Origin of the sequence: Vibrio kagoshimensis (genome assembly GCF_050337535.1) — a bacterium.
In the GTDB taxonomy this organism is placed as follows: Bacteria; Pseudomonadota; Gammaproteobacteria; order Enterobacterales; family Vibrionaceae; genus Vibrio; species Vibrio gallaecicus.
Map to the genome: position 1 here is coordinate 44,317 of NZ_JAKJSZ010000026.1, position 13,191 is coordinate 57,507.

At 37.1% G+C, this 13,191-nt stretch carries 13 protein-coding genes; 4 read left to right on the forward strand and 9 right to left on the reverse strand.

Going from position 1 to position 13,191, the window contains the following annotated elements:
- Positions 1-261: 261 nt before the first annotated feature.
- The 4 genes from L4C37_RS20105 (at position 262) to L4C37_RS20120 (ending at position 4,419) form a co-directional block, all read left to right on the forward strand.
- A complete protein-coding gene (locus tag L4C37_RS20105; protein WP_273295703.1) occupies positions 262-780 on the forward strand; it encodes an NUDIX hydrolase in 519 nt (172 codons plus the stop codon).
- 123 nt (positions 781-903) lie between these two features.
- Positions 904-1,908, forward strand: coding sequence for a low-specificity L-threonine aldolase (gene ltaE, locus L4C37_RS20110; RefSeq protein WP_429769668.1), 1,005 nt, complete (start codon positions 904-906; stop codon positions 1,906-1,908).
- A gap of 478 nt (positions 1,909-2,386) precedes the next feature.
- A complete protein-coding gene (locus L4C37_RS20115) occupies positions 2,387-3,361 on the forward strand; it encodes a DUF1852 domain-containing protein (RefSeq protein ID WP_429769670.1) in 975 nt (324 codons plus the stop codon).
- Positions 3,362-3,390: 29 nt separating this feature from the next.
- Complete coding sequence (locus tag L4C37_RS20120) at positions 3,391-4,419, forward strand: methionine synthase (RefSeq protein WP_429769672.1); 1,029 nt, start codon at positions 3,391-3,393, stop codon at positions 4,417-4,419.
- A gap of 96 nt (positions 4,420-4,515) precedes the next feature.
- Here L4C37_RS20120 and L4C37_RS20125 read toward each other — a convergent pair whose 3' ends face one another.
- The 9 genes from L4C37_RS20125 to L4C37_RS20165 form a co-directional block, all read right to left on the reverse strand.
- Complete coding sequence (locus tag L4C37_RS20125) at positions 4,516-5,391, reverse strand: acyl-CoA thioester hydrolase/BAAT C-terminal domain-containing protein (protein WP_429769673.1); 876 nt, start codon at positions 5,389-5,391, stop codon at positions 4,516-4,518.
- Positions 5,392-5,901: 510 nt separating this feature from the next.
- Positions 5,902-6,174, reverse strand: a complete 273-nt coding sequence (locus tag L4C37_RS20130; RefSeq protein WP_429769675.1) for a hypothetical protein — start codon at positions 6,172-6,174, stop codon at positions 5,902-5,904.
- 554 nt (positions 6,175-6,728) lie between these two features.
- On the reverse strand, positions 6,729-7,361 hold the full coding sequence (locus L4C37_RS20135) for a LysE family translocator (RefSeq protein ID WP_137374134.1): 633 nt from the start codon (positions 7,359-7,361) through the stop codon (positions 6,729-6,731).
- Positions 7,362-7,430: 69 nt separating this feature from the next.
- On the reverse strand, positions 7,431-8,237 hold the full coding sequence (locus L4C37_RS20140; protein WP_137374133.1) for an AraC family transcriptional regulator: 807 nt from the start codon (positions 8,235-8,237) through the stop codon (positions 7,431-7,433).
- Positions 8,238-8,794: 557 nt separating this feature from the next.
- Complete coding sequence (locus L4C37_RS20145; RefSeq protein ID WP_429769678.1) at positions 8,795-9,499, reverse strand: class I SAM-dependent methyltransferase; 705 nt, start codon at positions 9,497-9,499, stop codon at positions 8,795-8,797.
- Between the two features lie 136 nt (positions 9,500-9,635).
- Positions 9,636-9,959 carry a hypothetical protein gene (locus L4C37_RS20150; RefSeq protein WP_429769680.1) on the reverse strand — a complete coding sequence of 108 codons (324 nt, stop codon included), beginning with the start codon at positions 9,957-9,959 and terminating at the stop codon, positions 9,636-9,638.
- A gap of 87 nt (positions 9,960-10,046) precedes the next feature.
- Positions 10,047-10,514 (reverse strand): GNAT family N-acetyltransferase, encoded by a 468-nt coding sequence (locus L4C37_RS20155; RefSeq protein WP_429769682.1) that lies wholly within the window; start codon positions 10,512-10,514, stop codon positions 10,047-10,049.
- A 761-nt stretch (positions 10,515-11,275) separates the two neighbouring features.
- Positions 11,276-11,803, reverse strand: coding sequence for a CbrC family protein (locus tag L4C37_RS20160; protein WP_429769684.1), 528 nt, complete (start codon positions 11,801-11,803; stop codon positions 11,276-11,278).
- Positions 11,804-12,379: 576 nt separating this feature from the next.
- On the reverse strand, positions 12,380-12,994 hold the full coding sequence (locus tag L4C37_RS20165; protein ID WP_429769686.1) for a hypothetical protein: 615 nt from the start codon (positions 12,992-12,994) through the stop codon (positions 12,380-12,382).
- Positions 12,995-13,191 lie beyond the last annotated feature (197 nt).

Below are 13,191 nucleotides of genomic sequence, written 5' to 3' on the forward strand. Positions count from 1 at the left end.
CTGTATATATGTTTTTATACATTTGTTAGCACTTTGTTACAAGTGCATTTTATATTTGAGCTGTACTTATATCAGAAGGTTACATAGCTATTTTTATTGTAATCATAGATTCCACATTTGGGAGTCATATCACAATCGGTATGCATGCAAGTATAGGTTAAATAACGTTTATCCTTTTCCTATGTTGGTATAACCGCTATTGTGGCATCAGTCTCGCTTAAGAATGAATTTGAGCAGTTAGCTAGGAAATAACCACCATAAATGAATAAAGTAATCCATAAATGGAAGAGCATATCTCTCGTAGAAGAGAACATCGAATTACCCACTGGCGTTTCAATTTTACATACCACGATCAATCACCCTGGTGCTGCTGTGATTTTACCAATCACAAATGAGGGAAATATAATTCTTGTGAATCAATTCCGGCCTTCTCTTAAAAAGTGGCTACTAGAGCTTCCCGCTGGCACTATGGAGCCAGGTGAAACACCACAAGCGTGTGCAGAAAGGGAGTTAGAAGAAGAAACTGGCTACAGCTCAGGTAATTTTAGTAGCCTTGGTCAAGTCACTCCACTTGCCGGGTTTTGTGATGAAATTCAGTACCTATTTGTGGCGGAAAACTTAGTTCATACATCAAGGTTTACTTGTGATGATGATGAAATAATTGAAGTTATAGAAATCTCGGTGCATGAACTTGAAGAAAAAATAAGAAACGACCAGATAACGGACACCAAAACCATCGCCTGCTTAAGCAAGGCCAAATTATGTGGTTTTATCAAATAGTGATTTGATCGTTTATCGCTTTTGATCAAATAGCGCCATTGATTAATTGGCACTGTTGATTGACTAGCACTTTTGACCAATAAACTATTCGCCACTTCCAATAAAAACCAATAAGGACAATTCATGGACTTTCGTTCTGATACTGTAACTAAACCTACCCAAGCTATGCGTGAAGCAATGGCAAATGCAGATGTTGGTGACGATGTCTACGGTGACGATCCAACCGTCAATGAGTTAGAACAGTGGATTGCTAGTGAAACTGGTTTTGAAGCGGCTATTTTCACCTCCTCAGGCACACAAGCTAACCTTCTAGCATTAATGTCGCACTGTGAACGAGGTGACGAGTACTTATGTGGGCAACAGGCGCATAACTACAAATATGAAGCTGGGGGCGCAGCAGTTCTTGGATCTATTCAACCACAGCCTATTGAAAACAACCCTGATGGGACCCTGGATTTCAAGAAGCTAGAAAATGCGATAAAGCCTGACGATTCGCACTTTGCCCGAACAAAACTATTGAGCTTAGAAAATACAATTAATGGAAAAGTATTACCTCTAGAATACTTATCGAATGCAAGAAAATTTGTAAACAAACATAATTTGCAACTTCATTTAGATGGTGCAAGAGTTTACAACGCTGCGGCGGCTCTAGATGTGCCAGTACGTGAGATAGCACAACACTTTGATTCTATGACCATCTGCCTTTCTAAGGGGCTAGGCGCTCCTATCGGCTCTTTACTGCTTGGTAGCAAAGAGTACATTGCGAAAGCGCGTCGATTAAGAAAGATGCTAGGTGGTGGCATGAGACAAGCTGGTATCCTAGCCGCAGCAGGGAAAATCGCATTAACGGATCACATAGGGCAACTTAAAGTTGACCACGAAAACGCTAAGAAACTTGCGATTGGATTAAGTCAACTAGAAGGCTTCTCTGTCAATCCTGATTTTGTTCAGACCAACATTGTTTTTGCAAAACTTGATGAAACGGTTGATATCTCACGAATTTCGCAAGAGTTAAGCGAAGAAGGCATCACAATAACACTAAGTAATCCAATTCGGTTCGTGACTCATAGGGATATTACTGCCAAAGATATTTCCACGTTTTTAGATTCACTCGCTAAAAAACTTTAGCTTATTCTAAATAAGAAGTGTGGCTCATGACGTCACACTTCTATTAGCGAATGCTTTTTATAGTTTATTGTTTATTGTTTAATCTCAAGACCACCAGCCTGAATCATCCCAATAAGATCCTTACCTCCTCTATACGTTTCCATAGACTTCAAACTACCATTCGCCATCTCATCCATTACTTAGAATATTTAGTCCAATTTAGTACCACTCAATCCTCAAATTTACCTAACTAAAGATAAACATGAATTATTTTCATATTGAATGTTAATTAAAACCATTATTAACCATTCACGTAAGCACGTATAAAAGTCTTTCAGCCCTGAGAACCACAAATTTTATTAATTCTTAGTTACGACACTCAGAGTTAATAATAAAAATTCAATCAGGCTGACTGGGAAGTTAAAAATAAAATATAACACCCAGAAATAGTCAGGAATAAACTCAGCTTTTATATCAGGAAATAGGATACCCGCTCACTATGAACAATGACTTCAATTTTACAATTAAGAGCCTTAGCCTTGATGAAAATTACCACCCTTCAGACAATACTCGCATCACAACGAACTTTGCTAATTTAGCAAGGGGAGAGAGCCGTAAAGAGAACTTGAGAAACGCTCTGAAGATGATTGACAATAGTTTCAACGCGTTAGCGAGTTGGGACAACCCTAAGGGCGACCGTTACTCTGTAGAACTTGAAATCATTTCTGTTGATATGGATATTCAAGAAGGTGGTGAAACATTCCCTTCTATTGAAGTATTAAAAACGAACATTCTTGATCATAAAACTAATGAACGCATAGAAGGTATTGTTGGGAATAACTTCTCTTCTTATGTTCGTGATTATGATTTCAGCGTATTACTGCTAGATCATAATAAAGAACAGCCTAAATTTAGCATCCCTGATGATTTTGGCGTTTTGCACGGGCAACTCTTCAAGTATTTCGTCAACTCGAAAACTTATAAAGAAAACTTTAAAAAGCCGCCTGTAATCTGCCTGAGCGTTTCAGATAATAAAACATATTACCGAACTGAAAACCAACACCCTGTATTAGGTTTTGAATATCAGCCAAATGAGTCCTCTTTAACAGAACAATACTTCAAAAAAATGGGGTTAGAAGTACGTTACTTCATGCCACCAAATAGTGTTGCTCCTTTGGCATTTTATTTCTTCGGTGATTTGCTAAATGATTACTCTAACCTTGAGCTTATCAGCACGATCAGCACAATGGGGACATTCCAAAAGATCTATCGCCCTGAGATTTATAACGCAAATGCTGTCGCAGGAAACTGCTACCAGCCAAACTTGAAAAACTTGGATCATTCACTAACTCAAATTGTTTATGACCGAGAAGAGCGCAGCAAGTTGGCAATTGAGCAAGGTAAATTTGCAGAAGAAAACTTCATCAAACCTTACCAAACAGTTCTTGAGCAGTGGTCTGCTAATTACGCCTAATATTTAACTCAACGATAGCAGCATTCATTATGAAAACATTACTACCGACTTCAACAGCTGGCAGCTTACCTAAGCCGTCTTGGCTTGCACAACCTGAAACACTATGGTCCCCTTGGAAATTACAAGGCGATGAATTGACTGATGGAAAACACGACGCTTTAAAAATATCGTTACAAGAACAGCAACATGCTGGCATTGACATTGTTAGCGACGGTGAACAAACCCGCCAACACTTTGTGACTACGTTCATTGAACACCTTAACGGCGTTGATTTTGAGAAGCGCAAAACCGTTAAGATCCGTGACCGATACGATGCGAGTGTTCCTAGCGTGATAGGCCCTGTTTCTCGCCAAAAATCCGTTTTTGTAGAAGATGCAAAATTCCTAAGGAAGCAGACCAAGCAACCGATAAAGTGGGCTTTACCTGGTCCTATGACGATGATAGATACGCTTTACGATGACCACTACAAGAGTCGTGAAAAGTTAGCTTGGGAATTTGCAAAGATCCTCAATCAAGAAGCAAAGGAGTTGGAAGCTGCTGGTGTGGATATTATTCAATTTGATGAGCCTGCATTTAACGTATTTTTTGATGAGGTCAATGACTGGGGAATTGCCTGTCTAGAACGAGCAATCGAAGGGTTGAAGTGTGAAACAGCCGTTCATATTTGTTACGGCTACGGTATTAAAGCCAATACAGATTGGAAAAATACTCTGGGGACAGAATGGAGACAATACGAAGAGGTTTTCCCTAAACTTCAGCAATCCAATATCGATATTATCTCACTAGAATGCCACAACTCTCATGTGCCAATTGAGCTGCTTGAGTTGATTAGAGGTAAAAAAGTCATGGTCGGTGCTATTGATGTTGCCACCAACGCAATTGAGACACCAGAAGAAGTAGCAGACACTCTTCGGAAAGTACTTAAGTATGTGGATGCAGAAAATCTATACCCTTGTACTAACTGCGGTATGGCTCCCCTACCTCGCCCGATTGCAGCTGCGAAGTTAAATGCATTAAGTGCAGGAGCTGAAATAGTTCGAAACGAGCTCTCCGCTTAATTCTTGCTTGTTTCCCACACTCGCCAATCTCATATGCCTGAGAGCCGCATAGGCTCTCAGGCATATTAAAAACCTCAAAATATAGAAGTCGCTTAATTATTCATTCACAGGATAATGAAGCGAGATAAAGTCAAATATGTCAGGCCAACTACGGCTGTGCACATCATGGGTTGACCTATACGATAGGTGTTTAAAAGGAAAGCTGTATTCTTTTTCTTCAAGCCTAGACATGATTCTCTCAGACATCTCTTTCGATGGCCAAACATAATCATGCGAGGCTGAAGTCAATAAAATTGCGGCTGAACTTCTTTCAACGGGAATAAAAGAACCTTCAACCAGCTCTCTATTATCTATGACGTTATACCAAGGTTCATAACTGCCTAATAGTTGATTACAGATATGAGGAATATCTTTTCCTGCCCATGTCCATGCTGCTTGGCAAGGGTCAGTTTTTATCAATTCTATCCAATCTTTATCTGTTCGATTCCTATCATATGAGCCCCAAGCATATGCGCTAGGCACACTCGCAACAACTAGGTCGATTATTTCAAATTTACTTGCCAGCAGCAGCGCCAGTTCACCACCTCGGCTCACCCCATAGACCGCGATTGTATTTTTCTTTAGGTCAGGTTGCTTCTGTACCCACCGAAATGCATCACCAAAGTATTCAAGTGGCACACGATTAAGTGCCTGAGGGGTTACTTTTGACTGACTATTGAAATCAAAATAAGTTAAGGCAAGTACCGCATACCCACGTTCAACAAGCATTTCAACACTTTGTTTAACTACCGCACTATCAGAAAAATCACCGCCACCGGAGCCTCCCCACATTGCAACAACAGGCTGTTCTTTCTTCCCATCAGTGTAATATAAAGTACCGATTAAGGTGGGATCATCAATGACTCTTTCCGACATTGCTATGCATTTAAAAGAAACGATGGCTATAAACGCCATAAGAATAACTTTATACATTTATCCTCTCCTTTGAATATAAGATTTTCTAAGTCATAACGGCTATAACTTGTATATAATCTATTTAAACCAACCACTAAACTGCTTTTGGTTAGAAAATATCATTGGTAAGGATTCAACTTAAACTATGCTTATAAAGTATGCGTTTCAAGTCTCTTAATGAGTCTTTAGATGCTTTATAACATACAAAGCACTTTAAGTTGTTAAACAATAACACTGAAAAATTGATTTCAGAGTAGTAAAACCTATATTGACGTAGCCTACATTCAAAAATGTAAGTCACCACAAGTTAGGCAAGTAAACGATATATGAAGGATAAGAATTCGTTCAACACTCCTCAAAGTAGATCAATATTTACAATTTTAAAGCAACTTTATCTTACTTTTTGAATAGCTAAACTTTGAGTTTGAAAAAATAGCCAAATCTGGTGGTCGTTATGATAATGGAAATAAAGATATACAATATAAATAAACACGTACATTAAACTTGTACGTGCTTGAGAAACTCTACTTATAAACAGGCAGCAGCGTTCCAGGGACCAAATATTTGCCTATGAGATTCATCAATAAGCGTATATTCAATCCCAACACCAGATTCACGAATCGCTGCAAAAAAACCTTCATCACTAGTGCATAGTTGCTCATGCAAACGTTTACCTGGCACCCCCCACATATATCGGCTGTCACGATCCGCTTTAATTTCAATTTTTAATAATGCCTGATCTTCAACAAATACAGCAGAAAGGTTTTCTTCTTGGTTGAGTTTACTAGTAGCCTCATACAAATTACCTATCAAAAGTTCTGATAATTTATTAGGTGTATAAACGTACCCTTCTTTAGCCCTGTTGTTGCACACCCAACTAAAGACATAGCTAAAACTATGCAAGGTAACTTCACTTTCATTTTAATAACTCTTATTGATTATATAAACTGGCATGATATTTATATCTAATAAAATTACAATCTCGAAGTGCTGAATATTGAGCCCGATCAGATAAACACAACAAAGTACAAAAAATTCAGTAATTTACAGAACATCGCACGATTATTTCCACCTAGATAAGTGAAGAGCTTTCCCATACATATCGCAATGTTTTCTTTATCTTCAAATTGGAAAACACACCCAATGATGAAGATTTTATCTGAGGCAGATCCTTGAAGTCAGAGTTTATAACAACTTTAATCGACTAAGTAATTGATTTTTATAACTAAAACCAGTTATGGTTAACAATTATTAATAGCACAGCATCATGATTAATTATCCGAATTATCATTAAAGACAGTTTTAATAAATAATTTTGGTAATAAAAGAATTTAAGCATTTAAATTTCGAGTTGTTTATATACTAATATCCAGATAATTTTCCACCATTGGATTCTCAACGATCAACCAAACACTGACAGCCAGCAAACAGCATGCATAGAAATAATTTAGCCCTTTCTCATATAATGGATCATCTGAAACTCGTGATAAAACATCACCCATCGAAACCCATATAAAATGTATTGATATATTTAACAAAGCCAGCCAAGTGATTAAAATATATATACCCTTATCTCCAAAAGCCTCCTGTGATGATTCAGTAAACAAAGAGAACATCAGGAAAACCATCAACCAGCCTTTACTATTTAATACTTGAATGAGTAAACCATCAAAAAATCCAAGTTCGGTAGTCATACTTTTTTCTTTAGCCGAATTCATACGAATAAACTTAACGGCAACGTAGACTAAATAAATCGAACCTAGCATTTGTAAACTACTCATCACCTCTAGATAGTTTTTTACAAACCCTCCTAAACCAAAGCCTATGATGATAGATTTAAGAATAAATACACTATCTATACCAGCAATTAACGGTATCGAACGTTTAACTCCAACACTAGCACCAGACGCCGCAAACACAATATTTGCCGGACCAGGACTAAACACCAATGGAAACATTACTCCCAACCAAATTATAAATAAACTCATACGATTCCCTTAACTAAAAGAAAAAATTTTAGCCAAACAAATTGTATCGGTCTTGTACAAAATTGAAGGTTAACTAATTCTATTTAAGTAGTTTGATGGGGAAATACCATACGCCTTTTTAAAATTACGAGTAAAATGGCTTTGATCGTAAAAACCACAAGCAAGAGAGGTTTCAACACAACTTAAACCTTTAGAAAGTAAATTTTTTGCATGCTTAACTTTTGTCAAAAGTAAATATTGATGTGGTGTAATTCCAAAAATGGCTTTAAAACTTTTGATTAGCTGGAATTTTGAGCAATTTGAAATGATTTCTAATTCAGATAATGAAGGATTATATTCGAAATTATCCTGTATAAAATCTCTCGCGAGATAGCTACTTTTGGTGCAGATAGTATGAATTGTTTCTTTTTTAGCTCCACCATATTGCTTAAATAACGTTTCAATAGATAAGGTAAATAGAGACTCTTTAGTTAACTTAAATGACGATTCTTCTAACGACATATGTAGTTGGAGTAAAATTTTAAAAAGACATTCGTCATAAATGATTGGACTATCGATAATTGGATCAATTGGAATATCACGGTTCGCAAATTGGTTGTTAAGCTCCTCCAAATTAAAATAAAACATCCTATATCGCCAACCACTCGGTGAACCAGCGAAGCCAGTATGAACTTCAGATGGATTAATTGCCACGATATGACGTTTGGGTATAACAAGGTTTTTACCACGATAGTATAACCCTTCTGCACCTTCCTCTATTACTCCAATGGCTAACTCTTCATGCCAATGTTTAGTAAATTCAAATTTTGTATAACTTGCAGAAAGAAGCTCTACACCTTTGAACGTTTCATTCGTCCAAATCTTAGATTTTTCCAAAGTTTCTCCCTTCTAGGCTAACTAAATTTAAAATACGAGTCGTCCTTCTATACCTATACGTCTTTGTTATTTTCCTTTAACCTTTAAAACACAATTAAGTCTCTGACAACACTACTATATAAACTCACACTTAGCATAGATTCTTTGATTACATAACCATATCAATACTGTGCCCCATCATGTTCACCAATATTATTCACAACATAATCTGTTACTTTTATGAAAGACCTGTTTAAACCAATAAACTTTCAACACTTGTATAGTGCTCTAAATATTTTTTAGGAATTACAACTAACTTCCACCAGCGCTCCCACGTTTAAAGGCAATTGCATAAACGTGGAGTACCCGATCTAAAGTACCACCTCTAAAAATCATGAGGACAAAAGCCTGTCGTTTCTTTCACCCGTTGGAGTTGACGAGGAGAGCGGCGAACAATTTCAGAAATTTTTAAACACTGTGAATACAGTTTAAGTTTGAGATTATTTTTCAACTATTTTATTCTATTCAACCACTTTTTGTTCAACTAAGAATGTTGGAAATCAGAGTTAAACGGTTAGTTATATGCTATTTTTGTTACATCTCATGAAGATAAAGTTAGGGTTATTCTGTAAGCGGTTATATGTCGACTCTGAAATTGATTTTGCTTTGATATCTACTGTTCCTTCATTAATCGCTGAAATAAAGAGTCCAGATGAGCAAACTGCATCGCATATTTCAGTTAACGAACGTCGATAAAATGCTACTTTCACTGGTTCACCAATAGTATTCCACTCTTCTTCAACATATTCACGTTCAAAATAGTTCCCACTTTTAGAACATTCAAAGTCTGCAAAAGGATGATGAGTAGAAAATACCATATACCCACCAGGCTTAAGGACACGTTGAACATCCCTAAAAACAGCATGTAGATCTTCAATATAGTGCAGTACTAACGGACATATAATGACGTCTGCACTATTATCAGGCTCTAAAGGTAATCCCTTAGATACATCTTGAGAGTAAGTTTTTACTCGACTTCCGAATTTTTCAGAAACCAAAGACACCATTTCTTCAGAAATATCTAAACAAGTTAAATGATTCACCTTATGGTCAATAAACCATTCGGCATAAACACCTGAACCACATCCCATATCAATAACATCCATACCACTAACATTGTCGAGTAAGGCTATTGTCGATGGGCGCTCTAAAAGAGCATTATAAATATTATCTTTTATTACCTCATCATACTTAATCGCATGCTTTGTATACAGTTCCGACATTTAAATCACCTAATAAAGTCAAAAACGAAGAATAGCATAGAACGCCAATATAAGTATTTGATACGCTGATCACTCACTCAAATTTATACCTAAGTAACTACAACTAAATCGAAATAGAACTTAGAGACTCAATTCACTATTTTCTTCGATTTTTCAATCGTATAAAAATAACTATCATGTTTTTTAAAGGAACATGCTGAAATGTCAGTGTTTCTTTACTTGCTATAACTTCTTCAATGTTATCTTCAACATACTGTTTGGGGTTCATATCAACACGATACCTAGGCAGTAAGTATCTAGTTCCTGAAGATAAGCCTTGTATTCGCACACCTAAATCTACATTACTTCCTGTTTCCCCTAAATCAAACTCGGCTTTCCCGAGGGGGCTCTGGCTAACCTTATGTACATAAGAGATATATTTAAAACCAAGATGCCTATTAGCGGATAACGCGACTTGCACATCATTTATCTACGATAAATAGATGATACTTTTTAAGTATGGCTCTTGTTGAAAATGCCAAGCGTGGCAGTTCGCTTAAATTGCTTATTATGTATTAAATGTTTTACTCATAATCACAGTCATTCCACCAGTTTCACTTGCTGAATGATCGACATTGAAACCGTGGCGATGATACAAACTAGTATTGTGCGGTTCACACTCTAAATACAGAGTTCCTACTCCCAAAGCCTCTGCTTTATCTAAAGCTGCGAAGATTAATTGACTTGCAACACCCATAAGGCGGTGAGAAGGGTCAACAAAGACACCACCCAGCCAATGCTTGTATTCTGGAAGTCTGGTATTTTCTTGAAGTTTTAGTTCAGCCACACCAATAAGGTCATTATTTAATTTACAGATGAATGTCATGGGGAAATCGTCTCGGTTTATCGATTTAGTCATAACATCCAATACCACCATTTCTAAAGTTGTATTGGCATGATTAGCCCACTCATCATAATACCATTGAGCAATTTTATGTGAGTCACTTGGACTATCTGCTAGTAACGAAATAACCATAATTCACCTCAGACTTACACTTAAAGTTAACTTAGTTTATTTCTAAATAAATTGCTGGGGGACCGTACACATAACATCGCATTAAGTAACTGACAGCGAAGCTAATACACTCAAACTTACCGTAAAAAATCACTTAAGTTAAATTGAGTTGAAAATGCCAAGTGTTGACAGTCTTCATAAATTGCTTGTTAAGAGGAGTTAGCGCGCTCCGCTTCCTCCAGTTTTTTTAATGCAAATAGTCCTCTTTCAGATACTGGACTCGACTTATCTAATGCAAATTTTTCAGCGAATCCTTTAGCGTTGTCTCCCAAAACCTCTAGGTCTCTAATCAACATTTCTGCAGAAACGCGCCTAACAATAGATGAACTGTCTTCCGCAGAACATTTTAATAAGTCGAGATTTTGGGTTTGAACATCTAGTTTTCGTTCAGAGACGACTGCCTTAATTCTTCCCTCACAATAGCGAATATCAGTCCATTCCCATTTGCGACCTTCTATCCAGGCTATTCGACACCTAAAACTCCTGATAGATCTTTAGAATAAGCCGATGAAGATATCAGCAATCCCAGTAGTACTGCTTGAGGAACTACTTTTATTGTCATTTGAACTCCTTGTTCTTTTATTAAAATTTAAACCTAACGCCGCGTTAAGTGGTGAGCAACGCCAACCTCCAGACCTGAACTATTGTGCCGTAATCACTTAAGCTGAATTAAACCGAAAACGCCAAGCGTTGGGAATCCGTCTTAAACGCCTTGTTAACTTTTAGTCGAAGTCCATCGTATAGAGAACTTCTGGACACTTACGGCACTTAAACTTATGAACCGCTGGGCTACCACCTTTCTGGTAACCCGCAAGTATATTTACCCAAATATCGAGTTTGATCATTTCTTTCTCTAAAAATGAATCAAGAGCCTCTCCTGACAAAGCCTGTAATTCTTCTTTCTCAGCGTCTCCATGAAACTCACAGGCATCGTTACAATGGCTTTGCCATTGCTCTTGTTGCCACGAGTTATAGCCAGGTGTTCGTTCACAAACTTCTGAAACAACACTTTCGCCTAAACCTGCACTTATTAATGGGTAATCATCAACATACGTACCGTCAAACTTTTTTGCAGCCAAACCATCTGCTATGCACCAAGGGCAGATAAATTCAACTTCTTCTTGGGCATAGAGGGTTGATGAGTAAATATAACCAGTTGCTTTTTCACAACATTCGCAAACTTCATCACTAACCTCAATTGATCCAGTAGCCAAAGGATCAGGGTGATATTTAAATATGGGAAGTTTCATTAGTTCTCCTCAAAAGTTAACGCCCAATTAAGTAGCTGACAACGCTACCAATACACTTAAATTTACCGCCTAAATCACTGAAGCTAAAACAAGCTGAAAATGCCAAGCGTTGGCAGTCTGCTTAAATTGCTTGTTATGTACGATGTTCCGAAAGTAGCTTCCAATCAGTAGCGTTCAATACACTTTAGGGAGGTAAATAATACGTTTCTGCATAACACCCGCTGAATATGAAATCTTTAATACCGAGCCTATTTCATAAGGGAGAAAACTACGCCATAAAGTGATGTCACAACCTGAATTATTCAAAAAAACATTATTATTAGATACTTTTAGCGATACGTTTTTAAATTTCACCCATAACATTGAAATTTTAATAGCAGTTCCAGCACTAAACACCATTAAAAAAAGGTGAAGTTGTTGAAAATAACCACCTGACAACAAATACAAAAAACTCAATAAAGTTATGATAAATACAAACTCAGATAAGACATACTTTCTAAAGTTCAATTTAATGTAAGTATCGATAATTACCTCCTAGTACATAACGCCGCGTTAAGTAGTGAGCAACGCCACCACTCAACCTAAAACCTTGCCACCTAAAACACTAAAGCTGACCCAAACTGAAAGTGCCGAGCGTTGGGAATCTGTCTTAAACGCTTTGTTATGCATATTTTGCAAACAGCTGATGAAATTTATCAAATGCCCCTTTGAAGAAAAAATAGCGATATTCGTTGTAAACCGTACGATTTTTTCTTCCAAATTTGGAAGTTCAACCTCAATATCACTTGACTCAATTATTTTGAAAAACAAATCCGGTATACCATTTTTATACAGTGCTCTTTTGGTACCCATAGCATGTGTTTTTTCCGTTACTTCTGTTACAAATACAGTTGCGTCTTCAGAAAAAAGATCCGTACTAGTAAGCTTGATTTTTTGTAACCTTTTAAAAGTCTTATCTAGCAGATTACTATCAATATTTTCACCATCATAGTGTTTAAGAATGTGTAAAATATCGAATAGGTCTTCTAATACTTTAGCACGTTCCGCTCTGCTCGATATCTGATTTTGCTCAAGTGAAAACTTGGCTGCGAAACATGCAACTATCAATGACGCAGCAGCCACGATAAGTGTTGCCCAGTCGATTAATCGCGGTTCCGCAAGGCTATTTATTGCGTTCACTATATCTGACATATTTCCTCTTTATGCATAACGCCCAATTAAGTAGCTGACAACACTACCGATATACTAAAGCTTAACACCGTAATCACTAAAGCTAACCGAGCTGAAAATGCCAAGCGTTGGCAGTCTGCTTAAATTGCTTGTTAGGCTTTTATCGACTTAACCATTTGAAGGTCATTTAGAATAGTGCCATCAAGACGTTCTTTACC